Annotated in this window: 20 protein-coding genes and 1 tRNA gene; 8 read left to right on the top strand and 13 right to left on the bottom strand. The window is 69.6% G+C overall.

The window, feature by feature from the left end:
- Window positions 1-25: 25 nt before the first annotated feature.
- From AC2DFQ_RS06350 to AC2DFQ_RS06340, 3 genes are read right to left on the bottom strand one after another with little or no spacing between them, the layout of a single operon-like run.
- On the bottom strand, window positions 26-1489 hold the full coding sequence (locus tag AC2DFQ_RS06350; protein ID WP_484533303.1) for an amidohydrolase: 1464 nt from the start codon (window positions 1487-1489) through the stop codon (window positions 26-28).
- Window positions 1489-2133: an FMN-binding negative transcriptional regulator gene (locus AC2DFQ_RS06345; RefSeq protein ID WP_484533302.1), complete on the bottom strand. Its 645-nt coding sequence runs from the start codon at window positions 2131-2133 to the stop codon at window positions 1489-1491. The genes AC2DFQ_RS06350 and AC2DFQ_RS06345 overlap by 1 nt, the downstream gene beginning before the upstream one ends.
- On the bottom strand, window positions 2130-5591 hold the full coding sequence (locus tag AC2DFQ_RS06340) for a bifunctional proline dehydrogenase/L-glutamate gamma-semialdehyde dehydrogenase (protein WP_484533301.1): 3462 nt from the start codon (window positions 5589-5591) through the stop codon (window positions 2130-2132). Before AC2DFQ_RS06340 ends, AC2DFQ_RS06345 begins: the two co-directional genes overlap by 4 nt.
- A gap of 109 nt (window positions 5592-5700) precedes the next feature.
- On the opposite strand from AC2DFQ_RS06340, the gene AC2DFQ_RS06335 reads away from it, so the two are divergent.
- Window positions 5701-6594 carry a LysR family transcriptional regulator gene (locus tag AC2DFQ_RS06335; protein WP_484533300.1) on the top strand — a complete coding sequence of 298 codons (894 nt, stop codon included), beginning with the start codon at window positions 5701-5703 and terminating at the stop codon, window positions 6592-6594.
- Window positions 6595-6603: 9 nt separating this feature from the next.
- On the opposite strand, the gene AC2DFQ_RS06330 is transcribed toward AC2DFQ_RS06335, so the two are convergent.
- Window positions 6604-8040 (bottom strand): IclR family transcriptional regulator, encoded by a 1437-nt coding sequence (locus tag AC2DFQ_RS06330; RefSeq protein ID WP_484533299.1) that lies wholly within the window; start codon window positions 8038-8040, stop codon window positions 6604-6606.
- Between the two features lie 197 nt (window positions 8041-8237).
- Between AC2DFQ_RS06330 and AC2DFQ_RS06325 the strand changes: the two genes are divergently transcribed.
- From AC2DFQ_RS06325 to AC2DFQ_RS06305, 5 genes are read left to right on the top strand one after another with little or no spacing between them, the layout of a single operon-like run.
- Window positions 8238-9185 carry an ABC transporter substrate-binding protein gene (locus AC2DFQ_RS06325; protein WP_484533298.1) on the top strand — a complete coding sequence of 316 codons (948 nt, stop codon included), beginning with the start codon at window positions 8238-8240 and terminating at the stop codon, window positions 9183-9185.
- Complete coding sequence (locus tag AC2DFQ_RS06320; RefSeq protein ID WP_484508348.1) at window positions 9172-10170, top strand: amino acid ABC transporter permease; 999 nt, start codon at window positions 9172-9174, stop codon at window positions 10168-10170. Before AC2DFQ_RS06325 ends, AC2DFQ_RS06320 begins: the two co-directional genes overlap by 14 nt.
- On the top strand, window positions 10167-10943 hold the full coding sequence (locus AC2DFQ_RS06315) for an amino acid ABC transporter ATP-binding protein (protein ID WP_484508347.1): 777 nt from the start codon (window positions 10167-10169) through the stop codon (window positions 10941-10943). Before AC2DFQ_RS06320 ends, AC2DFQ_RS06315 begins: the two co-directional genes overlap by 4 nt.
- A gap of 34 nt (window positions 10944-10977) precedes the next feature.
- Window positions 10978-12126, top strand: a complete 1149-nt coding sequence (gene solA / locus AC2DFQ_RS06310) for an N-methyl-L-tryptophan oxidase (RefSeq protein WP_484533297.1) — start codon at window positions 10978-10980, stop codon at window positions 12124-12126.
- 45 nt (window positions 12127-12171) lie between these two features.
- Window positions 12172-13035 carry an alpha/beta fold hydrolase gene (locus AC2DFQ_RS06305; RefSeq protein WP_484508345.1) on the top strand — a complete coding sequence of 288 codons (864 nt, stop codon included), beginning with the start codon at window positions 12172-12174 and terminating at the stop codon, window positions 13033-13035.
- 55 nt (window positions 13036-13090) lie between these two features.
- On the opposite strand, the gene AC2DFQ_RS06300 is transcribed toward AC2DFQ_RS06305, so the two are convergent.
- From AC2DFQ_RS06300 to AC2DFQ_RS06270, 7 genes are all read right to left on the bottom strand, one after another.
- A tRNA-Tyr gene (locus AC2DFQ_RS06300) sits at window positions 13091-13175 on the bottom strand.
- A 108-nt stretch (window positions 13176-13283) separates the two neighbouring features.
- Window positions 13284-13682, bottom strand: coding sequence for a GlcG/HbpS family heme-binding protein (locus AC2DFQ_RS06295; protein ID WP_484508344.1), 399 nt, complete (start codon window positions 13680-13682; stop codon window positions 13284-13286).
- Between the two features lie 111 nt (window positions 13683-13793).
- Window positions 13794-14711: a PfkB family carbohydrate kinase gene (locus AC2DFQ_RS06290; protein WP_484533296.1), complete on the bottom strand. Its 918-nt coding sequence runs from the start codon at window positions 14709-14711 to the stop codon at window positions 13794-13796.
- Window positions 14708-15202 carry an FBP domain-containing protein gene (locus AC2DFQ_RS06285; RefSeq protein ID WP_484508342.1) on the bottom strand — a complete coding sequence of 165 codons (495 nt, stop codon included), beginning with the start codon at window positions 15200-15202 and terminating at the stop codon, window positions 14708-14710. The genes AC2DFQ_RS06290 and AC2DFQ_RS06285 overlap by 4 nt, the downstream gene beginning before the upstream one ends.
- A gap of 51 nt (window positions 15203-15253) precedes the next feature.
- Complete coding sequence (locus AC2DFQ_RS06280) at window positions 15254-16171, bottom strand: sugar ABC transporter permease (protein WP_484533295.1); 918 nt, start codon at window positions 16169-16171, stop codon at window positions 15254-15256.
- Between the two features lies 1 nt (window position 16172).
- Window positions 16173-17801 (bottom strand): ABC transporter permease subunit, encoded by a 1629-nt coding sequence (locus tag AC2DFQ_RS06275; protein ID WP_484533294.1) that lies wholly within the window; start codon window positions 17799-17801, stop codon window positions 16173-16175.
- An 89-nt stretch (window positions 17802-17890) separates the two neighbouring features.
- On the bottom strand, window positions 17891-19129 hold the full coding sequence (locus AC2DFQ_RS06270; protein WP_484508339.1) for a sugar ABC transporter substrate-binding protein: 1239 nt from the start codon (window positions 19127-19129) through the stop codon (window positions 17891-17893).
- Between the two features lie 226 nt (window positions 19130-19355).
- Here AC2DFQ_RS06270 and AC2DFQ_RS06265 point away from each other — a divergent pair, with 226 nt between their 5' ends.
- Entirely contained in the window at window positions 19356-19844 is a 489-nt protein-coding gene (locus AC2DFQ_RS06265; RefSeq protein ID WP_484508338.1) for a YajQ family cyclic di-GMP-binding protein, read from the top strand.
- 142 nt (window positions 19845-19986) lie between these two features.
- Window positions 19987-21075: a fatty acid desaturase family protein gene (locus AC2DFQ_RS06260; RefSeq protein WP_484533293.1), complete on the top strand. Its 1089-nt coding sequence runs from the start codon at window positions 19987-19989 to the stop codon at window positions 21073-21075.
- Window positions 21076-21106: 31 nt separating this feature from the next.
- On the opposite strand, the gene AC2DFQ_RS06255 is transcribed toward AC2DFQ_RS06260, so the two are convergent.
- Together AC2DFQ_RS06255 and AC2DFQ_RS06250 are read right to left on the bottom strand one after the other, a co-directional pair.
- Window positions 21107-22075, bottom strand: a complete 969-nt coding sequence (locus AC2DFQ_RS06255; protein WP_484533292.1) for an alpha/beta hydrolase — start codon at window positions 22073-22075, stop codon at window positions 21107-21109.
- Between the two features lie 515 nt (window positions 22076-22590).
- Complete coding sequence (locus tag AC2DFQ_RS06250) at window positions 22591-23964, bottom strand: FAD-dependent oxidoreductase (RefSeq protein ID WP_484508335.1); 1374 nt, start codon at window positions 23962-23964, stop codon at window positions 22591-22593.
- Between the last annotated feature and the right edge of the window lie 16 nt (window positions 23965-23980).

The following is a 23980-nucleotide window of genomic DNA, read 5'->3' as shown; positions in this document are numbered from 1 at the left end:
AGGCTCGACGCCTCACCAGGCGGGGTCACAGGGCACGGTGGGTGAAGCGGCCCGCGACGAGGGTGGCCGACACGGGCATGTTCCGCAGCGCGTCCCGCTCCAGCGTGTGCGGGTCGGCGTCGGTCACGACGAGGTCGGCCGGAGATCCCACGGCCAGGGGATGCCGCGTGCTCGCCGCGAGCGCCACCGCCAGCGGAAGGGCCTGCTCGGGATGCCACGCCTCCCGGTGGCCGCGGCTGCGGCTCACCCCGGAGGCGATCGCGTGCCACGGATCCAGGGGCGCCACCGGAGCATCCGACCCCAGGCGAAGCGGCGCACCGGCCGCATGCAGGGAGCCGAACGCGAAGGCCCGGCCGGTGCGTCCCGCCCAGTAGCGGTCGGCGATGTCGCGGTCGTCCATCGCGTGCTCGGGCTGCACGCTGGCGATCAATCCCAGTCGCGCGAAACGGGCGAAGTCCTCCTCCCGGACGAGCTGGGCGTGCTCGATGATGCCGGTCATCCCGAGCTCTTCGAAGGTGTCGAGCACCTCGCTGTTCGCCCGGTCGCCGATCGCGTGCACGGCCGCTTCGATGCCGCCCGCGCGTGCGCGGATGAGCAGGCCGCGCAGCTCTGCCACCGGCACGCTGGACACCCCGCACGCGTGGGCCGAGTGGGGCTCGAGGCCCGGGTACGGATCCCAGCAGAAGGCGGTGCGGGTGTTGAGCGAGCCGTCGACGACGACCTTCAGCCGCCCCATCCGCACCAGGCCCTCCGGATCGATCGGGTCACCCGTGCGGAGCCCCCGGGAGATGACGGTGTCGAGCCGGTCCGGCCACACGCTGGCGTCGATGCGCAGACTCCGCACGCCCTGCGCGACACGGTCGGCCCACTCGTCGACGTTCAGCACGTTCTCGTAGTCGACCACTCCGACGATGCCGCGCGCGGCGGCTGCCTCGGCGGCGATGCGGTAGTCGGAGAGGGGAAGCGGCGCCTCCGCGTGGAATCGCTGCAGCACACCGATCCACTCCCCCTCGCTGACGACTCCGGACGCGTCCGGAGCGAGCCCCAACCGGGCGGCGCCGGCGGTGTTCATCCACGCACTGTGCAGGTCGCCGTTGATGAGCACGACGGGTTCGGCGAAGACGTCGAGGGCCGCGATGCTGGTGGGTTCGGTCCACAGCCCGTCGCGATAGCCGTATCCGAAGAGCACGCCGTGGGTGGTGGGATACCCGCTCGCCAGCGCCGCCCGGACCACCGCGACCGCGTCGGATGCGCTGCGCGTCCCGGCCAGGTCGACACGGCGCTGCTGGATCACCCACTGCGTGAAGTGCACGTGCGCATCCCACAACCCCGGGCCGACGTAGCGCCCATCGAGGGCGACGGTCTCCGCGCCGCCCGCTTCCAGCGAGCCGGCCGGCGCGATCTCGGCGACGAGGCCTCCGGACAGACGGATGTCGACGGGTTCTTCCCCGCCGTAGGGGCGGGCTCCGCGCAGCAGCACGTCGGCCATCATGACTCCGTTCCACGGCGCGGGTGGTGAACGCGCTCCATCCTGTCGGCGAGCGCCGGATTGCGGTACGGGCCGGGCGCCCGCAACTGCTCGAGCACGCGGTCGACGACGGCCTGGGGCTTGTCCTGGCTCATCTTCTCCTTCGCCTCGACGCGAGTGACCCGCATCCGGAATCCGACCGTACCGCCTACGATCCGGCGTGCGTATTCCTCGTTCTCGAGCGTGGCGGTCATGAGGAAGGGGTGCGGAAGAGGGCGCTCGAAGAACTCGACCAACCGGCCGAGGACCGCGAGGTTCTCCTCGTCGCTCAACAGCTCGGGCGTGCCGTACAGGTGGGCCACGGCGAAGTTCCAGGTCGGCACCGCGGGGCTGACGTCGTACCAGCCGGGTGAGACGTACCCCTGCGGTCCCGAGATCGTCGCGAGCATCTCGTGCTCGCCGAGCTGGTGGAGCCGCTCGTCGGGGCGGCCCACGTGGCTCAGCAGCACGATGCCGTCGGCATCCTCGTCGAGCATCACCGGATAGTGCGATGCGACCAGGCCCCTCTCCGGCACGAAGCTGGTGATCGATGCCCACGGGTTCTCCCGGATGAGGCTCTTGACCCACTCCTCGTCGCCGGCGGCGTAGTCCGGCGCGTGTCTCACCGGGCACCGCCGGATGCGGCCGGCACCGGGTACCGGCGGGGGGTTCCGAACCGGTGTGCGGTGATGGAGACCGCCTGTTCGCGCAGGAACGGCAACATCTCGATCCGGCCCGCCGTCACCGCCGGCCCGCGGTACAGGGCCACGGCCGGCGACCCCTCCGTCACCTCCGCGAACTCCCGCGCCGAGCCGCCGAGGAGTCGGACGCGCCCGCCGCTGCGGACGAGCGACTCCGCGCGGCGGCGCCAGGACGCCGGGTCGTCCTCGACGTGGGGCGTCACGCCGGCGCCCTCCAGCCACGCGCGCACGGCGGGGGAAAGCTCGGCAGCGGCACTCACGACCACGTCGGCGCCGGCGCGGACACCGGCGGCTGCCGTGCGCACGAGCGCCGCCTCGGGAGCATCCTCGAATCGGATCGTGACCGGAACCGGCGCGTAGCGCAGGACGTTCTCTTCGGATTCGAGCGCCGACACGTCCCGCGCCGTCCCGAACTCCTCGGCCCAGGCGCGGGCATCGCTCGCCAAGGCGGCGGAAAGCCACGCCCGATCGGCTGCGGGGACGGCCGCGAGCGCGGCCGACGCGAACCCGTCGAAACGGGGTGCCGACGCCGGAGCCGACGGCGGCGCATCCGTCCACGTCCCGAATCCGGTCAGGTAGTTCGGACCCCCGGCCTTCGTGCCCGCGCCGACGACGGATTTCTTCCAGCCGCCGAACGGCTGGCGCTGCACGATCGCGCCGGTCGTTCCCCGGTTGATGTACGCGTTGCCGGCCTCGACGCGCCGCATCCAGGTCTGGATCTCCTCGTCATCCAGGGAGTGCAGCCCCGACGTCAGGCCGTAGTCGATCTGGTTCACGAGGTCGATCGCGTCATCGAGCGTCGCCGCCGTCATGACCCCCAGCACCGGACCGAAGTACTCGGTGAGATGGAACTCCGACCCCGCCTGCACCCCGTCCCGGATGCCCGGGCGCCACAGCGCCCCGTCGGCGTCCAGCTTCTTCGGCGCGACGAGCCATCGCTGGCCCGGCTCGAGGGTCGTCAGCGCGCGCAGCAGCTTGCCGTCGGCGGGTCCGATGAGCGGCCCCACCCGGCTCGCCGGTTCCCACGGCATCCCGACCTCGAGCGAGGTGACGGCATCCACCAGCTGCCCCCTGAATCGGTTCGACGTCGCGACCGAGCCCACGAGGATCACGAGGGATGCGGCCGAGCACTTCTGCCCGGCGTGACCGAAGGCCGAGAACGCGACATCCTTCGCCGCCAGGTCGAGGTCGGCGCTGGGCGTGACGATGATCGCGTTCTTCCCGCTCGTCTCGGCCAGGAGCGACAGGTCGGGGCGGAAGGAACGGAACAGCTGGGCGGTCTCATAGGAGCCGGTGAGCACGACGCGCTCTACGGCGGGGTGAGCCACGAGGCGTTCGCCCAGCTCGCGTCCGTCGAGCTGCGCGTACGTCAGGACGTCGCGCGGCACGCCCGCTTCCCACAGCGCCTCGACCATGACGGCACCCGAGCGGCGGGCCTGCCGGGCCGGCTTGATGATGACGGGGCTGCCGGCAGCCAGCGCGGCGAGGGTGGAGCCGGCGGGGATGGCGACGGGGAAGTTCCACGGCGGGGTGACCACGGTGAGCCCCACCGGGGTGAAATCGGCACCGTCGACCTGGTCCAGCCGGCGGCCCTGCTCGGCGTAGTAGTGGGCGAAGTCGATGGCCTCCGATACCTCGGGATCGCTCTGCTCGACGACCTTCCCGCACTCGGAGCCCATGACCTCGATGAGGTCGGCCCGGCGCCGCTCGAGGATGTCACCGGCGCGATGCAGGATCTCGGCGCGGCCGTCCGGGCCCAGCGCCCGCCAGCTCTCCCCCGCGGCCACGGCCGCATCGATGGCCGCATCGACCGCGGCTTCGTCGGCGAGGAGGTGGGTGTCGGCGGTCTCGACGCCGAGCGTCGAGGTCTGCATGCGGGCGATGATCTCGTCGGCCCAGGCCCGGTTCGAAGCGATGGCGGGGTCCGAATCCGGCGCGTTGTGGAATCCGCGGACCGGCGCCGGAGCGACGGTGCGGTCCTGCACGCGGTGCGGCCCCGGGACGCCCTCGGGCAGGGCGGCGATGGCGGCGAGGAACCGGTCGCGCTCGCGCGCGAACAGTCCGGCGTCGCTGTCGAGGTCGAACACCGCCGACATGAAGTTCTCGCCGGACGCGCCTTCTTCGAGCCGGCGGATGAGGTACGCGATCGCGACGTCGAACTCCTTCGGGTGCACAACGGGCGTGTACAGCAGGATCGACCCGACGGTGCGGCGGACGACCGCCGCCTGCGCCGTGGCCATCCCCAGCAGCATCTCGACGTCGATTCCGCCGGTAACGCCCCGCCGCTCGGCGAGCAGCCATGCCAAGGCGATGTCGAAGAGGTTGTGCCCGGCGACGCCGATGCGCACATGCGCGGTGTGCTCGGGGCGGAGCGCGTAGTCGAGGACGGCCTTGTACGACGCATCCGTTGCCTGCTTCGACTCCCACGTCGCCAGCGGCCAGTCGTGGATGTCGGCGTCCACGCGTTCCATGGGGAGGTTCGCGCCTTTGACCACGCGCACCTTGATGGCCGCCCCTCCGGAGGCGACGCGGGCCGCAGACCATTCCTGAAGGCGCATCATCGCGCCCAGCGCGTCGGGGAGGTAGGCCTGCAGGACGATTCCGGCTTCGAGGTCGCGGAACTCCGCCTCGTCCAGGATCCGCATGAACACCGCGAGGGTCAGGTCGAGGTCCTTGTACTCCTCCATGTCGAGGTTGAGGAACTTCCCGCCGTCCCGGGCGACCCGGTAGAGCGGGCGGAGGGCGGCGGCAGCATCGGTCACCGCCTCCTCGAACGCCCACGGGGTGTGCGGTGCAACGGTGGAGGACACCTTGATCGAGACGTAATCGACGTCGTCCCGGGAGAGCAGCCGGCGCGTTCCGGCGAGGCGCCGCGCGGCTTCCTTCTTGCCGAGGATCGCCTCCCCGAGGAGGTTGACGTTGAGGCGGGTGCCGTCCCCTCCGATGCGTTCGATCGCGGGCCCGAGCTTGCGGTCGGTGGCGTCGACGACCAGGTGCCGGACCATCCCCCGCAGGGCTGCGCGGGCGGCGGGTACGACGATGCCGGGAGCGATCGGGGCGGCGAACGCGCCGAGGCGGATGGCGGCCTTCAGGGGCAGGGGCAGGAACGAGGGGATCAGCGGCGTGAGGGCGGCAAGGTTCCGAGCGGCGACGCGGGTGTCATCCGGGCGTACCACCCCGTCGACGAAGCCCACCGTGAAGGCGAGGCCGTTCGGATCGCGCAGCACTCCGGCCAGCCGCTGGGCCGACGCGTCGACCGGCTCCGCGCGGCTGGCTTCCAGCCAGCGGCGCACGAGCGCGACGGCGTCGTCGGCGAGGTCGGCCGGCCGAATCTCGTCCGGCTGCGCTGTGCGGTGGCCGGCGGGGGCTTCGCTGAGGGTCATGGACGGTCCTTCCGTGGGTGGGCCCAGTCTGCGCCGCTGCATCCGTCGAGAAAAGCGACCACTTACGATGGATACCATTCGGCCTCGCCGACGAATAGGGGAATGCCGCATGTTCGATCTGCGCCGCCTGCGGCTCCTGCACGAGTTGTCGGTGCGCGGCACCCTGGCCGCCGTCGCAGAAGCGCTGTCGTACAGCCCGTCGACCATCTCCCAGCAGTTGGCGCAGCTGGAACGGGAGGCCGGTGTCGCACTGCTCGAACCCGACGGGCGACGGGTACGGCTCACCGCGCAGGGCGAGGCCCTCGCCGTCCACGCGGCGCGGATGCTCGACGCGGACGAGGCAGTGCGCAGCGAGCTGGAGCGCATGCAGCCCACGCTCGCCCCCGTGAGGATGGCCGCCATGCAATCCGCCGCACACGCGCTCGTCCCGCGCGCGCTGGGCCTCCTGGCCGGGAGCGAGCCGGACCTGCGGGTCGAGGTGGCCGAGCTCGCCCCTGAGGAGGGCCTGTTCGAGCTCGGGGCACGCGGCTTCGACCTCGTCGTGGCCGAGCAATACCCGGGGCACACCAGAGAACACCGCGAGGGGGTGGAACGCGCGCTACTCGGACACGACCCCATCCGCCTCGCCCTCACCCCTTCCCACCCGGCGATCGACCTCCCCGCACTGCGCGACCGCCCCTGGGTGATGGAGCCGGTGGGAACCGCCGCCCGGCAGTGGGCCACCCAGCAGTGCCGCGCAGCCGGCTTCGAGCCGGACGTGCGCTTCGAGCTGGCCGACCTGACCGCGCACGTGCGGCTGATCGCGGCGGGACTGGCCGTCGGGATGCTGCCCGATCTCGTCTTCGCCGGCGAGGATCCGCCGGTGACCCTGGTCGCGCTTCCCGGGGACCCCCGGCGCGACATCTTCACCGCCGTCAGGCGCGGCTCGGCGGCGAGGCCGGGGATCAGAGCGCTGCAGTCGGCGCTGCAGGACGCGTTCGACGAGGTACCGCCCGCCGCCTGACGCGCCCCGTCACCCGGTGACCCGCTCGGCCGGCGGATGCTGCAGGAGCGCGGAGACGGCTTCGGCCAGCCGCACGGCGGCTTTCTCCATGGCGGCCAGCTGCGGCTTGATGACCTCCGTCGCCCCGACCAGGCAGGCGGCGGCAGCGACGGTTCCGCTGGCGTCGCGCACGGGCGACGAGATCGAGGTGATGCCGAACTCGTCGATCGACTCCATCGACAGGACGCCGTCGCGCGCGACCCGGCCCACCCGCTCGATGAACTCCCCCACCTCCTGGGGCGTATGGCGTGCCGGGAAGATCTGCGTGAGCTGCTCGGAGTCGAGGTCCATCACGAGAGTGGGGCCGCCGTCCGATCCCACGATGGGATGAGGGCGGCCCCGCCACGCCGCCATCCGCAGCCCCTCGCCGAGCACCGCCAGCTCCTCGACGATCGTGAAGCTCCGCATCCCCTTGAGCACGGTGAGGAATGCGCATACCCCCGTCGTGGACGCCGTCTCGGCGACCAGAGGAGTGCCACCGTCGACCAGGATCGGGACCGCCGCCGCGCGGTACCAGCCGTGCACACCCCACTCGAGGTGCGCCGTGCCGCGCTCAGCCCCCACCGCCACCACGCCCGCTCGACGACAGGACTCGATCAGCCGGCCCACGCGGTCGGCGCGCAACCCCGTCGCCTGGGCCACGCCCCCGACCGAATCCGACCCCGACGCCAGGTGGCGGAGAATCCGGAGGGAGGCGGCAAGGGCGGTGTCCCCCGGAGGCGGGGTCGCCACCGGGACCCTCCGCGGCTCGTGGGCCTGCTCGGAGATCGCCCGCTCGAGGTTCCGGCGCGCGGCAGCCAGCGCGCGGCGTGCGCGTGGCGCTCCGAGCTTCGCGCGGTAGACGGGCATCCGCACGGCGAGCACCCCGACGAGCTCGCCGTCGGGGTCGAGCACGGCCGTGGCGATCTCCACCTGTTTCCCGCGGGTCACCTCGACGCACGAGGCCTCGCCGGTTCCGGTCATGGGCCCGCCTGGGGCGCGCGCGACGCGCGCGATCGCGCTGCGGTCATCGTCCAGGGTCTCCCCCACCTCCGCAGGCGCGTGCAGCGTCCACGGGGACTCCAGGGTGCCGATCACCCGGAGCCCGGCGAGGGAGCGTGCGGCCATGCATACCGTCTCGCCGGTCTCCTGCCCCGCGCGGGTGAGGACGAAACGGACGGCGCGTGCGAACGGCGCGGCCGCCGCCCCGGACAATCGGAGCGCCTCCGGGCCGACCCGGTACGTCCCGTACGCCTCCCCGCGCGCGAGAAGCTCGAGTTCTTCCAGTTCGGAGCACAGGCGCGAGGTGGAACTGAGGGGCATCGTCAGCTCGCGGGCCAGCGCACCGACGGCGACCGGCTCCGTGGGGTCCAGCCGCGAGGCCACCATCTGGACGGCCCGCAAACCGGCCGTGACACGGGAGGTCATCCGCTTCCCACCGATCCCTTCGACAGAACCGTCAATCCGGTGCCTGCTGGTTTGCGCCCGGTGAGCACTGTAACAGCAGCGATTCACGGCGTTCGAATAATGGGCACACTCGTTCGGACCCGGCCGGGCCACCCCTCACGAAGGGGATGTCCGGCGCGCCCTCCCGCCTGTCACCGTCGCCCGCATTCGGAGATCCCATGAAACTGTTCCCCAGCCACCGCTCCCGCACCGCAGCCATATCGGCCGTCGCAGCCCTCGGCACTGTCGCCCTGCTCGCCGGCTGCGCCTCGGGGAGCACCGCCCCCGACGCATCCGCCGCCCCGAGCGCATCGGCGCTGCCGACGGACTTCATTCCCGGCACCTTCGACCAGAGCATCGCCGACCTCGTGCCGGCCGAAATCGCCGACACCGGGGAGCTTCACGTCGCCGGCGGACCGGGATACGCCCCGTTCTATCTCCTGTCCGAGGACGGCTCCACCCTCATCGGCGCCGACATCGAGACGGTCCACGCTCTCGGCGACGTGCTGGGGCTGGAGACGGTGTTCGAAGACATCAAGTTCGACGCCATGATCCCCGCGCTGCAGACCAACCGCGTCCCCATGGCCGCAGGCGGGTTCAGCATCACCCCCGACCGCCAGAAGGTCGTCGACTTCGTGAGCAACTTCTCCGGCGGCACGTCGCTGATCGTCCCGACCGGAAACCCCAAGGACATCGACCTCGAGTCGATGTGCGGCCGGGTCATCGCGGTGCAGAAGGGCACCGTCTACGCCGACAACTACATGCCGATCTTCACCGAGGAGTGCACCGCCGCGGGTGAGGAGCCGATCGACGTCCAGGTGTTCCCCACGCAGCCCGATGCGACGCTCGCCCTGACCACCGGTCGCGCCGACGCCAGCATGTCGGACTACGGGCCGCTGGCCTATGTCGCCGAACTCTCGGGCGGTCAGCTCGAAGTGCTGCAGGAGAACTACGACCCCAGCACGTGGGGCTTCGCCCTCCCCCAGGGTTCGCCGTTCGCCCCCGCCGTGGCCGCTGCCATGAACAAGCTGATCGAGGACGGCACGTACGAGCAGATCCTGTCGAAGTGGGGCGTGGAAAGCGGCGCGATCACCGAGTCGGAAGTGTTCACGGATGCCCCGAGCTGACCAGACGGTGGTGACCGCCTCGCCGCCGACGGCAGCCGGCGGCGAGGCGCCGCCCAAAGTCGTCCCGGTCCGCCGGTACGGGCGGTGGATCATCACGGTGATCATGCTCGTTCTCGCGGCGCTGCTCGTGCAGTCGTTGCTGACGAATCCGCGGTTCCAGTGGGACATCGTCTTCGGGTATTTCCTCAACGGCCAGGTGCTCAACGGCCTGGTGGTGACGATCGTGCTCACCGTGATCGCGATGCTGGTCGGCATCGCGATCGGCGTCGTCATGGCCCTCGGACGAGAATCCCGCAACCCCGTCGTCGCCGGTGCGGCCGGGCTGTACATCGGGTTCTTCCGCGGCACGCCGCTGCTCGTGCAGCTCATCTTCTGGTTCAACCTCGCCGCCCTGTACCCGGTGCTGGCGTTCGGTATCCCGTTCGGCCCGTCGTTCGTCTCCTTCGACACGAACGCGCTCATCACCCCGTTCATCGCCGCGGTGCTCGGACTGGGGCTGAACGAGGGCGCGTACATGTCCGAGATCGTCCGCGCCGGCCTGCAGTCGGTCGACCCGGGCCAGAATCACGCGGCTCAGGCGCTCGGGATGCGGAAGGCGCAGGTGTTCCGCCGCATCGTGCTGCCGCAGGCCATGCGCGTCATCATCCCGCCCACCGGCAACGAGACGATCTCGATGCTCAAGACGACCTCGCTGGTGAGCGTCATCGCCATCCCGGAACTCCTGTGGCAGGTGCAGGCGATCTACTCGCGCACGTATCAGGTGATCCCGCTCCTGATCACCGTGAGCCTCTGGTACCTGATCCTGACGACCGTGCTGAGCATCGGGCAGTACTACATCGAACGGTATTTCAAGCGCGGCGACCTTCGCGTGCACGAGCACTCCGCCCTCACCGCGGTCATCCGTGGGCTCATCCCCCGGCATTCGCGGCCGGCGCCGCCCGCGGATGCGACCGGACCCGTCCCCACCGAAGGGAACCGCTCATGACCGAGACCTCGACCGCGCCCATGGTCGAAGCCAAGGGCGTGCACAAGTACTACGGCAGCAACCTGGTCGTGCGCGGCATCGACCTCGCCGTCGCCCAGGGCGAGGTCATGTGCCTGCTCGGCCCCTCGGGGTCGGGGAAGAGCACATTCCTGCGCTGCATCAACCACCTCGAGAAGATCAACGCGGGAACCATCAGCGTGGCCGGCGAACTGGTCGGCTACCGACGGCACAACGGGCGCCTGTACGAATTGCGCGACGCGGAGATCGCCACGCGGCGGAGCGAGATCGGGATGGTGTTCCAGCAGTTCAACCTGTTCCCGCACATGACGGTGCTGGAAAACCTCATCGAGGCGCCCGTGCAGGTGCGCCACGAGAAGCCCAAGGTCGCCACTCAGCGCGCGCTCGGGCTCCTGGATCGGGTGGGTCTGGCCGACAAGGCCACCGCATACCCGCGCTCGCTTTCGGGCGGTCAGCAGCAGCGCGTGGCCATCGCGCGTGCGCTGAACATGCGACCCAAGCTGATGCTGTTCGATGAGCCCACCTCGGCCCTCGACCCCGAGCTCGTCGGCGAGGTGCTCGACGTCATGCGGGGCCTCGCCGCCGACGGGATGACGATGATCGTGGTCACCCACGAGATCGGGTTCGCCCGGGAGGTCGCCGACACCGTCACGTTCATGGACGGCGGCGTGGTCGTCGAAACCGGCCCGCCCGAGCAGGTGCTCGGCGATCCGAAGCATCAGCGCACCCGCTCGTTCCTGGCCAAAGTCCTCTAATCCGCCCGCGCATCGATCGGAAGAGAAGCACCACATGGAGAAGTTCGACGTCGCCGTCGTCGGTCTGGGCGCCCTCGGAAGCGCTGCCGCCTACCACCTGGCACGCAAGGGGGTGAAGGTCGTCGCGTTCGAGCAGTTCGAACTCGGCCACGTGCGCGGCGCCTCCCATGACACCTCCCGCATCCTGCGCACCTCCTACGGGGCACCGGAGTACGTGCGCCTCGCCCAATCCGCCTACCGTGACTGGGCGGAGTTCGAGGAGGTCTCGGGAGAGCGGTTCGTCGACATCACCGGGGGGCTCATCTTCATCCCCACCGACGGCCCCTACGCCGCGGCCGATTTCACCGCGAGCCTCGGTGACGCGGGCGTCGCTTACGAACTGCTGGCCCCGGCCGAGGTGAGCGAGAGGTGGCCGCAGTTCTCCCTCCCCGACAACGTCGAGACGGTGTACACACCCGACTCCGGCATCGTGCACGCCGCCCGCTCGGTCGCGGCCCTTCAGATGCAGGCCAGGGCGCACGGCGCCGTGCTCCGCGACCGCACACCGGTCGAGCGGGTCACTCCGGGGGCGGGCGGCGTGACGGTGCACACCCCGAAGGGCGACGTGCACGCGGGAAAGGTGATCCTCGCCACGGATGCGTGGACCAACACCCTCCTCGAGCCCCTGGGTGCCAGCATCCCGCTCGTGGTCATGCAGGAGCAGGTCAGCTACTTCAAGCCGATCGATCCTGACGGGTACGACCGCGACCGCTTCCCGGTGTGGATCTGGGAGGACGAGTACTGCTTCTACGGGTTCCCCACCTACGGGGAGCCCACGATCAAGGCCGCGCGCGACCTCTCCGGAAACGTCATGACGCCGACCGAGCGCACGTTCGTCCCCTCGCCCGAGCTCGTCCAGCAGCTGACGTCGTTCATGGGGACCACGATCCCCGGAAGCGGCGAGGTGCTGCGCACGGTCACGTGCCAGTACGCGATCACGCCGGACCGCCGGTTCGTGATCGGACCGCTGGACGAGCATCCCGACATCATCGTGGCGCTGGGTGCCGGTCACGCGTTCAAATTCACGCCGGCCATCGGGCGCGTCCTCGCCGAGCTCGCGGTGGACGGTGCGACCACCGACGACATCTCGGCGTTCTCGGTCGCGGCGCTCTCCAGCGCATCGTCGCCCTTTCCGGCGGCGTGACCGGCTCGCCGTATCGACCATCTCTGCACGAGGAAGGATGAGGGGATGCCGTACACCGACGCCGACGACGTCGAGATCTTCTACGAGGTCTTCGGCGACGGCACCGCGCCGCTGATCGTGCTCATCTCCGGCGGGGGTGCGCAGATGATCTCCTGGCCGGTGGAGTTCATCGATCTCCTCGTGCGCGAAGGATTCCGCGTCGTGCGCTTCGACAATCGCGACACGGGCGCATCGCGCCGGTTCGGAGGGCCCGACGCCATCGACGGCGGGTACGGGTTGAGCGACCTGGGCGACGACGTGGTCCGCGTCCTGGACTCCCTGGGCGTCGCGGCCGCGCACCTGGTGGGTCATTCCATGGGCGGGATGATGGCCCAGATGGTCGCACTCGACCATCCCGCGCGGGTCCGCAGTCTCGGCCTCCTCTCCACCATCCCCGGACGCGATCCGCGGTACGTCCTTCACGGCGACCGCGCCGATCTGACCGCCGCGGTCCAGCGGTTTCCGCGCGACGTGCTCGTCGCGGGTGCCGGCGAATTCGCGCGCGCGGCCGGCAGCATCCGTTACCCCATCGACGTCGCCTGGATGGAGCAGGCGGCCGGCGAAGCGTTCGATCGGGGCTACTTCCCCGAGGGTTTCTCGCGCCAGTGGGCCGCACTCATGCGAGCACCCGAACGGCTCGATCGCCTGCGTGGCGTGGCCGCACCAGCACTGGTGTTCCACGGCCGCGACGACGACGTGCTGCACTGGAGCGCGGCCGCCGATATCGCCGCTGCGCTCCCCCACGCCGAACTCCAGGTGCACGCCGGCATGGGACACCTCATCCCCCCAGGCCTGTGGCCCGTGCTCGCGGACGGCATCGTCCGGACCGCGCGATACGGCGAGGAGCTGGCAGCGTCCGTGGCGCCGTGAGCCTCGGGGACCACCCGGCAACGACAAAGCCCCCGCATGCGGGGGCTTTGTCATGTGGTGGCGAGTGAGGGATTCGAACCCCCGAATGCTGAGCAGTCTGATTTACAGTCAGATCCCTTTGGCCGCTTGGGTAACTCGCCAGGTGCGCATCCGCCCGGCTTTGTCAGTCGACCAGAGGCGCGATCACCGATATTACTCCCCTGGGCGACGCAACTCGAACCAGGGGCATCACACCGGTGATCCGCGTGTCAGAGCGCCGCGGCGCCTGCGGCGGCGACCCGGTGGTCGTCTTCCACGGTGCTGCCCGAGACGCCGACCGCGCCGACGATGACGCCGTCGAGCGAGAGCGGCACGCCGCCGGGGAAGGTGATGAGTCCGCCGTTGGAGTGCTCGATCTGGTACAGCGGGCCGCCGGGCTGCGACAGCTCGCCGATCGAGCCGCTGTTCATGTCGAACAGGCGCGCGGTGCGGGCCTTCTTGACGGCGATGTCGATCGAGCCGAGCCACGCCCCGTCCTGGCGCACGAACGCCTTCAGGTTGCCGCCGGCATCGACGACCGCGACGTTCATCAGGGTGCCGATCTCGGTCGATTCCGCCAGCGCGGCGTCGACGACGGCTTGCGCCTGCTCAAGGGTGATGTCCGACACGTGTCCTCCAGGGGTTCGTTTCCCCCACCCTAGACACCATCGCACCGCCCGCCGCCGCGCAGCGTGCCGCCGGGGATCCGCACCGGGGCGGATTGCGCTGTGCGCTCGGCGTCAGGTCCCGAGACGGTCGACATCCGCCCCCTCGAGCGCGCTCGGCAGCCGGAGCAGCGCACCTTCGAAGCGGCATGTGGCGGCCGCCACATCCATCGCCCGTCCGAGCACGGCATCCCACTCGTCGACTCCGGCGGGAAAGCCGTCGTACAAGAGCGCGACCGTCGCGGCCAGCACGGCGTCTCCGGCGCCCATCGTGTCCACGATCCGCCCCGGCAGCACGGAGATCGGGCGCGCGACGGCCACCCCCTCGGCGTCGATCGCGGCGCCATCGGCGCCGTACGTGGCCAGCACGGCGGCGACACCGAGGTCGGCGATCCGCGGGCGCACGCGGTCGAGCGCCTCGCGATACAGCAGCCTCGCGTCGTCCTCGCCGATCTTCACGAGGATCGCACCGGCGGCCAGTCGCTCGAAGCCGCGGAGGAACTCCTCGCGGTCGCGCAGCATCCCCGCCCGCGGGTTCGGGTCGATCGCCAGAGCCATGGATGCGGCATCCACCGCCCCCGCGAACTCCGCCGTCTGTTCCGCATCGTCGAACGGGAAGCAGCTGACCACGACCATCGCCGCCTCGGCGAGCGCGGCACGTTCGGCCTCACCGAACCGGATGCGGCGATTCTGCGCCGCCTCATTGAAGACGTACTCCGGCTCGCCCGACCGGGAGCGGGTGCTCACGGCGCGCGAGGTACCCAGGGGTGAGGGCGTGGCGATCAGCTCGACGCCGAAGTCGTCGAGGTACGTGCGGATGCGCGCGCCCGGCTCGTCATCCCCCACCATCGCCAGCAGCGTCGTGGGCCTTCCCAGGCGCGCGAGGCCGACCGCGACGTTGAGGGCCGCGCCGCCGACGAACTCCCGCACGCCGGCTTCGTCGCGGAGTTCATCGATGAGGGCGTCACCGACGACGACCACCCGCTCGCTCATGCGTCGGCGGTTTCCCGCACGCGCTCGACGAACGCTTCCGTGCGACGCCGGGTGCCGTCGATCTTCAGGTCGACGCTCGCGCGCACCTCGCTCGGCGCGAGGGGCATCGCGAGCCGCACGTTCTCGTGGCATGACAGGTCGGCGCACATGTAGGTGCCCACGCTGTCACCGGCCGAACCGGCGGGGCCGGCCTTGCGCGCGGTGAACAGCGCCACCTGATCGGCCGGCTGCATCGTGTGACACAGGTTGCACATCGCCGAGCGCGCACGCGACGATCCCTCCGAGGAGCGCAGGACGACGCCCATCGGCCGGCCGTCGCGCTCGGTGACCAGGTAGCCGCGGCCGCGGGTGCGAGGGTCGCGCCACGCGAGGAAGTCGAGGTGGTCCCAGTCGGTCAGAACGAAGTCCACCGGCATGGCAACGATCCGCCGTTCGTCGTCGGCGGCGTTCACGAACGACTCCCGCACTTCATCCTCGGTCAGAGCACGCATGGCGACCAGTCTACGAAGGCCTCTCTCCCCGCAGGGCCGGCGGCGGACGCCCTACTTCACGCTTCCCGCCGTGAGCCCGCCGACGATATAGCGCTGCAGCGCGAGGAAGAGCGCCATCGGCAGGATCGCGGCGAGGACGGCGCCGGCGGCGAAGAGGCTCCAGTTGGCCGCGGTCTCCTCCGACACCATCCGGTACAGGCCGACGGCCAGGGTCTGCTTGTCGGTGTCGACGAGGACGACGGATGCGATCACGAAGTCGTTGAGCGTGGCGATGAACGACAGCAGCCCGACGACGGCGAGGATCGGCGCCACCAGGCGCAGGATGATCGTGAAGAAGATGCGGGCGTGCCCCGCTCCGTCGATCTTCGCCGCCTCGTCGATCGACATCGGGACGGTGTTGAAGAACCCGTACATGAGGTACGTGTTCACCCCCAGTGCGCCGCCGAGGTAGACCATGATGAGGCCGATCTGCGTGTTCAGGCCGATCGCCGGGAAGATGTCGGCGATCGTCGACATCAGCAGGAAGATCGCGACGAAGGCGAGCAGCTGCGGGAACATCTGCACGAGGAGCAGGCTGAGCAATCCGATGCGACGACCGGCGAACCGCATCCGCGAGAACGAGTACGCCGCCAGTGCGCCGAGGAACACCGTGCCGATCGCGGTGGTCAGCCCGATCACCATCGAGTTCACGAACCAGGCCGCGAACGGCTGCGTGGGGTTTTCGAACAGGCGCGTGAAGCTCTCCACGCTGAACGTGCGGAACAGCCCGTTCGCCGTCAGCAGGGTTCCACCCGGGTTCAGCGCCGCCGACAGGACGTAGAGCAGCGGGAAGGAGCAGAACACCAGCATCACGATGCCGATCAGGTGGCGCCATCCGGTCTGACGGAACCACACGCCGAACGGACGTCGCGGCGCGCGGGCCACCTCGGGTCCGGTGCCGCCGGTCAACGCAGTCGAATCCAGCGCCATGTCAGTTCAGCTCCTCGAGGGCCTTGGTCTGGCGGAATGAGATGTAGGAGATGACTCCCACCAGAACGAAGATGATGATCGAGAACGCGCTCGCCAGCCCGAAGTCGCGCAGCTGCCCCACGAAGGCGACCTTGTAGACCATCGAGATCAGGATGTCGGTGGCTCCCGCATTGATCGACGCGTCCGGGAAGCGCGGGCCGCCGCCGGTGAGCATGTAGATCAGGTTGAAGTTGTTGAAGTTGAAGGCGAACGACGAGATCAGCAGGGGCGCCACCGACACCAGGAGCAGCGGGAACTTGATGTAGCGGAAGATCTGCCACACGCTCGCACCGTCGACCCTCCCCGCCTCGGTGACGTCGTCGGGGATGGACTGCAGGGCGCCGGTGGTCACCAGGAACATGTACGGGAAGCCGAGCCAGAGATTCACGATGAGAATCGCGATCTTGGCGAGCCACGCATCCTGCAGCCACGGGATGGAGGCGCCACCGAGCAGCACCTGGTTGATGAAGCCGAAGTCCTGGTTGAACAGCCCCGCCCACACCAACGCCGACAGGAACGCCGGGAAGGCGTACGGCAGGATCATGATGACGCGGTAGTACTTCCGGCTCTTCATGCGCGGATCGTTGAACACCACCGCGAGGAAGAGCCCGAGGACGAACGTCGTCGCGACCGAGAGGAACGCGAAGACGAAGGTCCAGATCGCCACGGCGATGAACGGTCCCCGGATGGACTCCTCGGTGAAGGCGCGCACGAAGTTGTCCACGCCCACCGTGACGACCCACCCCGGGAGGAGCTCGGTGCCGTCATCGGCGGTGAAGGCACCCGTCCCGATGTCGCGGTAGACCACGCCGGTGCGCGTGTCGGTCATCGTGTCGGCGTCGGCATCCCACTGGAGGCTCGACGTGAAGAGGTAGGCGCTGGAGCCGTCGGTCGTCCGGAGGTACCCGTCGTTGGGATCGTCGGACACCGGCACCGCGATGGCGCCGATCTCCCGCTGATTCGCGATCACCTCGGCGAACGGGAGGGTGGTGTACCCGTCGGCCTCGGTCGCCTTCCCGCCGGTGAACTCGGCGTCGACCGGCTCGAGGGGTGCGTCGCTGTTGCCGACCTCGGCGTCGCCGGTCTCGGGGTCGGTCACCAGCAGCGAGAACACGCCGTTCTGCTCGACCACCGTGATGGGGTACGTCGCGGAGTCCTCCAGCCGCGATTGCGACTGCAGGAGGAGCGCGTTGACCGCGTCATCCTTGGACGAGTTGTGCCCCGACCCGTAGTTGGTGAAGGCGATGTACACGGTGTACCCGATGACGAAGATCTGGAAGATCAGGAGGAAGATCAGCCCGGGCGTCAGGTACTTCGCCGGAAGCAGGCCCGGCGTCAGGTAGACGACGTTGACGGCGACGGTCACGAGCGCCACGATGCCCGCGATCACCCACTGATCGGATGCGGCCAGCACCATCGTGGCGTAGACCGCCGCAGCGTCGATGATCGCCAGCGCGGCGATCTTCACCAGCCACACCTTCCACCCCGCCGATGCCGCTTCGGCGTAGCGCTCGGCGCGACGGCGGCGCTTGTCGGCGGCCGGGTCTCGGCGCGCGGTGGGCAGGTCGGTCTCGACCGGGGGAAGGGTCATCCTCGGGGCCTTCTCATTCGTCGGAACGGGGAGTGAGGATGGGGCGGCCCGGAGACCGCCCCATCCGTTGGCGGAAGAGACGCGTGGTCTCAGCCGCCGATGTTGCCCTGGATGTCCTCCGCCATCTTCGTCCAGGCGGCGGCGGGATCTTCACCCTTGAGGATCGCGACCTCGGCGACGCCCCAGAACTCCCACACGGCGCCCATCTCGGGGATGCTCGGCATCGGCGCACCTTCGGCACCCACAGCACCGAACCCGGCGATGATCGGGTCGCTCGCGGCCTTCTCGTACGCCGCGGTGAGGGCCGGCGGGCGGTCGCCCGCCTCGTACAGCGCCGTCTGGACCGGCTCGGTGGCCAGGTAGTTCACGAGGAACTCGTTGGCTGCGAGCGCGTTGTCCGACTTCGCGTTGAGGTAGAAGCCCTGCACGCCCACGAACGGCTTGGCCGTCTGGCCGCCGGCGGAGGGGATCGGGTCGATGGCGACGTTGATGCCCTTCGCCTCGGCGTCGGCGACGTTCCACGGACCGGTGAGGATGAACGGCGTCTGGCCCGAGTTGAAGGCCTCCTTGGACAGGTCCTGCGTGAGGTTGAGGTTGATCGTGCCGGCGGCGCCCTGCTGGCCCAGCCACGACGCGAAGGCGAGTCCGCTCTCGTCGCCGATGGTCAGCTGGGAGCCGTCGTAGCTGCCGTCGGTGTTCTGTGCGAAGACCGAGTTGCCGAACGACGTCTCGAAGGGGTACAGGTGGTACGGGTCGGCGTTGGCGGGGTCGAGGCCGACGACGAACGGGTACTGCACACCCGCGGCGGTGCCCTTGGCGATCATGTCGTCGAAGGACGTGGGAGCCTCGGGGGCCAGGTCGACGTTGCGCATGAGCGCGAGGTTCTCGGTCGCGTACGGCAGGCCGTAGACGTTGCCGTCGTTGGTGAAGGCCTGGATGGCGACTTCCTGGAACTCCGCGGCCTTGTCGCCGAGCTCGATCGGGGCGACCAGACCGTCCTGGACGAAGCCGCCCAGCCAGTCGTGCGCGCCGACGGTGATGTCGGGGCCCTTACCCGTGGGCACCTGTGAAGCGAAGTCGGCCTGGATCTTGGTGAAGTCGCGCTGGACGAGTTCGACCTCGATGCCCTTCTCCTCCTCGAAAGTGGCCGCGACGTCCTTCAGCGCGTCGACGCGGTTGGCGTCGACCCACACGGTCAGCTTCGCCGACGCGTCGCCGCCGCCCGAACCCTCGTCGTCTCCGCCGTTTCCGGCGCATCCGGCGAGGACCAGCGCGCTCGTGGCGATCAGGACGCTGAAGCCCAGCGCGCCCTTGGTGTTCACCTTCATCGGTGTGTACCTCTCTGTAAGAAAGGGCCTTCGTCAGCGCGTTGTGGCGGACATCTTCGGCCCCGGCTCGATATGCAAGCGTTTACAGTCTGAGCGAGCGCCAGATGGCGTGCAAACCGAGAGCTCATCCGATATGAAGACGTGATCCCGTCACCCGAGCCGGAAGCGTTTGCACTCCCGCAGCCCCCTCCGTGCTCACCCAAGCCGTCGCGGCTACACTCGCGTCATGGCCGACAGCTCATTCGACATCGTTTCCAAGATCGACCGGCAGGAAGCCGACAACGCCCTCAACCAGGCCCGCAAAGAGGTCGAGCAGCGCTACGACTTCAAGGGCACCGGCGCGTCCATCGAGTGGAGCGGCGAGTCCATCCTGATCAAGGCCAACAGCGAAGAGCGTGCCAAGGCGGTGCTCGATGTCTTCCAGAGCAAGCTCATCAAGCGCAGCATCTCGCTCAAGAGCCTCGAGTCGGGCGAGCCGACGCCCAGCGGCAAGGAATTCCGCATCGTCTCCACGCTGAAGGAGGGCATCTCGCAGGAGGATGCCAAGAAGATCGGCAAGATCATCCGCGACGAGGGCCCCAAGTCCGTCAAGTCGCAGATCCAGGGCGATGAGTTGCGCGTCCAGTCGAAGAACCGCGACGACCTTCAGGAGGTCATCCGCCTGCTGAAGTCCGCCGACCTCGACGTCGACCTCCAGTTCGTCAACTACCGGTAGCCCCTCCCCCGCCCCGCCGTCGACCAATCCCCGTCGGGGGCTTCCCGCGCGTGGCGGGCGCACTTATGCTGAGCGTGAATGGCCCGGACCGCGTCGTTCGCCGCAGCATCGCCTGCATACTCACGTCGACAAGGGGTCTGCCATGACCGACGTTGTCCCACCAGCCGCCGCATCCGTCCGGTCGACGACGCCCAAGCTCGCGAACGACTTCACTGAGCTGTCGCACCTGGTCACCTCCAGCGGGCTGATGCGGCGCAGGTACGGCTACTACTGGACGAAGCTGCTCGCCGTTCCCGTCGTCGTGGCGGGGATGGTGCTCGTCTTCCTCTGGATCGGTGATTCGTGGTGGCAGCTGGGTACCGCCGCCGTCCTGGCGGTCGTGTTCACCCAGATCGCGATGCTCGGGCACGATGCCGCCCACCGGCAGATCTTCCGCTCGGGGAAATGGAACGACTGGACGTCGCTGATCATCGGCAACCTCTTCGTCGGGATGAGCTACGGCTGGTGGCAGCACAAGCACACCAAGCATCACGCCAACCCCAACAAGATCGGCTCCGACCCCGACATCGAGCTGCCCGTGATCTCCTTCACCGCGGATCAGGCCGCCCAACGTCGCAAGGGGCCGTTGGGCTGGTTGATGGCCCATCAGGGGATCTTCTTCTTCCCGATCCTCCTGCTGGAGGGGCTATCCCTGCACGCCGCCGGCCTTCAGCGGGTGTTCTCGAAGGAGCCGCTGCGTCGCCGGCCCGTGGAGATCACGTTCCTCGCGATACGCCTCATCGGCTACCTCGTCCTGGTATTCCTCGTGCTCTCGCCGGGGATCGCGTTCGCGTTCCTCGGAGTGCAGCTCGGGCTGTTCGGGGTCTTCATGGGCATGTCGTTCGCGCCGAACCACAAGGGGATGCCGATCGTCCCGGCCGACGTGAAGGGGGACTTCCTGCGTCGCCAGGTGCTGATGAGCCGCAACATCCGCGGCAGCCGCCTGCTGGATACCGCGATGGGCGGGCTCAACTACCAGATCGAGCATCACCTCTTCCCGTCGATGCCGCGTCCGCACCTGCGGAAGGCCTCCGCGATGATCGCGGCGTACTGCCGCGAGAAGGGTGTCACGTACACGCAGACGGGGTTGTGGGAGTCGTACGCCATCATCGTCCGCTACATCAACCGCGTCGGGCTCGGTGACCGCGACCCGTTCGAATGCCCTCTGCTCCAGCAGCGGCAGACGGTCTGACACCCGCTCCCGCTTCACCCGGACCGTGCTCTCAGAGAAGAGCCCGCGCCCAGCGATCCAGCGTCTCGTACGCGGCGGTGCGCGGTTGCCAGCGCGAGAGGAAGACGTCGTGGATGGCCGCGTCGATGCGGGCGATCGTCACGAGCATGCCGATGCGGGCGGCGGCGCGGGCGATGTCGTCGACCACGAGCACCGAGTCGGTGCTCGTCATATCGTCGAGCCAGCGGATCGGCGGCGTCGAGCGCGTGGAAAGCAGCACGAGGACGGGGCATCCGACGTCGACGCCGTCCGCGATGTGTCGATGGCCTGCCACGACCGCCGCGAGCCAGCGGGGATGGGTCGGGAACCCGCGTTCGGGCCGCCATCCCGGCGGGGAGGAGGGCAACGAGCCGATCTCCCGCTGAGCGCGGGTGTAGAAGCCGAGATCCACCACGGGCTGCGGGCCCAGCGGGTCGATGCGTGCCCGGGCGTTGATCAGCGGCGTGAGGGCCTGTCGACCGACGGGACCGAGCTGCAACTCCAGCCACGGGCTGTTCAGCACGAGGGCCGCAGCGCGGCCCGGATGACGCGCAGCCCACAGCGTCAGCGTGAGGCCCCCGGTGGAGTGTCCGAGCAGCACGAGCTGGCGCGCGCCTCGCTCACCCGCGGCCATCGCGGCCAGGGCCGCCTCGATGTCGGCGTCGTAGTCATCGAGCGAGTGCACGTCGCCGTGGCTTTGACCGGGACGGAGGCTCCGCCCGTAGCGGCGCAGGTCCAGTGCGTAGAACCTCGCCCCTCGAGCGGTCCAGAATTCCGCGAGCTCGGACTGGAAGAAGTAGTCCGACCAGCCGTGCACGTAGAGCACGTCGACATCCCGGAGCGGCCCGAACAAACGGAGACCGGCGGCGGGGATGCTGCGCACGAGGGTCGCGACGACCTCGTCGCCGTCGTCCTCACCGAGAGGCAGCATCAGGCGCTCGAACGGCGGCCCGAGCAGGTCCGGCTCCCACCCCTCACTCATGACGTCAGCCTAGGCGGGTGGGTCGGGATACCGAACGGGCAGCGCGGAAGGAGGACCGCTCGCGCACAGGAGTCCCCAACATCCCGGACCGCGCGTACGGTCTCCTCCCGAGCCGCCCGGATCCGGTGCGGACGCACGCCTGGACACCGGGTTCCGAACCGCCCGCACACGTCGGGCAGCACCGGCCCAGCCTGGCCGAAGAGCACGCCGCGGTCGGCCGGTGTGCATGACCTGTGGAATAGTGCGCAGATCGCAGGCCTGTGCAGGACGAGCGCGTGCGGCTTCGGCCACCGTCGCGGTCGCGGTCGCGGCCGCGGTCGCGGAAACAGCGGAGATCTCGGGAATCGAGGAACGGATCGGGCACACGCCCCCTCGATGCGCGAGATCTCCTCGATTCCACGCGAGAGGCGCACCCTCGATCCGCGCGAGATTGCGCGCGAGAGGCCCCCCTCGGTGCGCGCGAGATTGCGCGCGAGAGGCGCCCCCTCGATGCGCGAGATACCGCGCGAGGGCTGCTACTCGCCGCGCGAGATCGCGACCATCTCCTCGCGCGGCACGACCTTGATCCGGGCGCGCTCGTGCGGAAGCCCCAGGGCGACCTCGTGCTCATCGAGGCGGTGCCACCCCTCCAGGTCGGTCCACTGCACCCCGCGGGAGGCGAGCAGCGCGGGGATCGCCTCTTCGGACGGATCCTCCGGCTGCCACCACGACCCCTGGTCGTTGATGAGGTGACGCACGGTCTCCATGGCGTCCGACTTGGTGTGACCGATGAGCCCGACCGGGCCGCGTTTGATCCAGCCCGTCGCGTACACACCGGGCACGGGCTCGTTGGAGTCCCCGTGCAGCACCTGGCCCTCGCGGTTCGGGATGACCCCGTGCCGCGTGTCGAACGGCACGCCGGGAAGGGGCGAACCGAAGTACCCGACCGCACGGTACAGCGCCTGGATCGGCACTTCCCGCAGCTCGCCGGTGCCCATCACGCCGCCCTCGCCGTCCGGGCGCGTGCGCTCGTAGACGAACGCCGACACGTGGCCCGCCTCATCCGTCTTCAGCTCGACCGGGCGGGCCCAGAAGTGCAGGTGCACGCGCCGCGAGGCCTCCCCGCCCGCATTGTTGACGCTCGGCCGCTTCCGCCACGACTGCAGGACCCGGTCGATCACCATGACCTGCTTGTTGCTGGCGATGGCGGCTTTGGATGCCTCGTCGTAGTCGAAGTCCTCGTCGTAGACGACCGTGTCGACGTCACGCAGCTCGCCGAGCTCGCGCAGTTCCAGCGGCGTGAACTTCACCTGCGCCGGCCCGCGGCGGCCGAAGACGTGCACGTCGGTCACCGGCGAGGCCTTGAGCCCCTCGTACACGTTCGCCGGCACCTCGGTGGGCAGCAGATCGTCGGCGTGCTTGACGAGCATCCGGGAGACGTCGAGGGCGACGTTGCCGTTTCCGATCACGGCGATGGATGTCGCATCCAGCGGCCACGTGCGCGGGACGTCGGGGTGCCCGTCGAACCAGCTGACGAACTCCGCCGCGCCGTACGACCCGGCGGCGTCGATGCCGGGGATGTCGAGGCTCGTGTCGCGGATGGCACCCGTGGCGAAGATCACCGCGTGGTAGTGGCGCTTGAGGTCGTCGAGGGTGATGTCTTCACCGAAGCGGACGTTGCCGAACAGGCGGATGTCGCCGCGGTCGAGCACCTCGCGAAGAGCCGTGACGATGCCCTTGATGCGGGGATGGTCGGGGGCGACGCCGTAGCGCACCAGACCGTAGGGGGCGGGGAGCTGCTCGAACAGGTCGATCGACACGTCGAACCTGCGCTCCGCCTTCAGCAGGATGTCGGCGGCGTAGATGCCCGCCGGCCCTGCGCCGACGATGGCCAGCCTGAGCTGAGTCATGAGGATCCTCTCGGAT

The sequence above is a fragment of the Microbacterium sp. Z11_20 genome (genome assembly GCF_057197605.1).
The sequence above is the reverse complement of the archived record's forward strand: the minus strand, read 5'-3'. Positions and strand labels throughout refer to the sequence as shown.

Excerpts from the sequence above, each read along its gene's own strand:
- AC2DFQ_RS06350 (WP_484533303.1), bottom strand. The coding sequence starts at position 1,489 with ATGGCCGACGTGCTGCTGCGCGGAGCCCGCCCCTACGGCGGGGAAGAA.
- AC2DFQ_RS06340 (WP_484533301.1), bottom strand. The coding sequence starts at position 5,591 with ATGACCCTCAGCGAAGCCCCCGCCGGCCACCGCACAGCGCAGCCGGAC.
- AC2DFQ_RS06335 (WP_484533300.1), top strand. The coding sequence starts at position 5,701 with ATGTTCGATCTGCGCCGCCTGCGGCTCCTGCACGAGTTGTCGGTGCGC.
- AC2DFQ_RS06330 (WP_484533299.1), bottom strand. The coding sequence starts at position 8,040 with ATGACCTCCCGTGTCACGGCCGGTTTGCGGGCCGTCCAGATGGTGGCC.
- AC2DFQ_RS06325 (WP_484533298.1), top strand. The coding sequence starts at position 8,238 with ATGAAACTGTTCCCCAGCCACCGCTCCCGCACCGCAGCCATATCGGCC.
- AC2DFQ_RS06320 (WP_484508348.1), top strand. The coding sequence starts at position 9,172 with ATGCCCCGAGCTGACCAGACGGTGGTGACCGCCTCGCCGCCGACGGCA.
- AC2DFQ_RS06315 (WP_484508347.1), top strand. The coding sequence starts at position 10,167 with ATGACCGAGACCTCGACCGCGCCCATGGTCGAAGCCAAGGGCGTGCAC.
- solA (WP_484533297.1), top strand. The coding sequence starts at position 10,978 with ATGGAGAAGTTCGACGTCGCCGTCGTCGGTCTGGGCGCCCTCGGAAGC.
- AC2DFQ_RS06305 (WP_484508345.1), top strand. The coding sequence starts at position 12,172 with ATGCCGTACACCGACGCCGACGACGTCGAGATCTTCTACGAGGTCTTC.
- AC2DFQ_RS06290 (WP_484533296.1), bottom strand. The coding sequence starts at position 14,711 with ATGAGCGAGCGGGTGGTCGTCGTCGGTGACGCCCTCATCGATGAACTC.
- AC2DFQ_RS06285 (WP_484508342.1), bottom strand. The coding sequence starts at position 15,202 with ATGCGTGCTCTGACCGAGGATGAAGTGCGGGAGTCGTTCGTGAACGCC.
- AC2DFQ_RS06280 (WP_484533295.1), bottom strand. The coding sequence starts at position 16,171 with ATGGCGCTGGATTCGACTGCGTTGACCGGCGGCACCGGACCCGAGGTG.
- AC2DFQ_RS06275 (WP_484533294.1), bottom strand. The coding sequence starts at position 17,801 with ATGACCCTTCCCCCGGTCGAGACCGACCTGCCCACCGCGCGCCGAGAC.
- AC2DFQ_RS06270 (WP_484508339.1), bottom strand. The coding sequence starts at position 19,129 with ATGAAGGTGAACACCAAGGGCGCGCTGGGCTTCAGCGTCCTGATCGCC.
- AC2DFQ_RS06265 (WP_484508338.1), top strand. The coding sequence starts at position 19,356 with ATGGCCGACAGCTCATTCGACATCGTTTCCAAGATCGACCGGCAGGAA.
- AC2DFQ_RS06260 (WP_484533293.1), top strand. The coding sequence starts at position 19,987 with ATGACCGACGTTGTCCCACCAGCCGCCGCATCCGTCCGGTCGACGACG.
- AC2DFQ_RS06255 (WP_484533292.1), bottom strand. The coding sequence starts at position 22,075 with ATGAGTGAGGGGTGGGAGCCGGACCTGCTCGGGCCGCCGTTCGAGCGC.
- AC2DFQ_RS06250 (WP_484508335.1), bottom strand. The coding sequence starts at position 23,964 with ATGACTCAGCTCAGGCTGGCCATCGTCGGCGCAGGGCCGGCGGGCATC.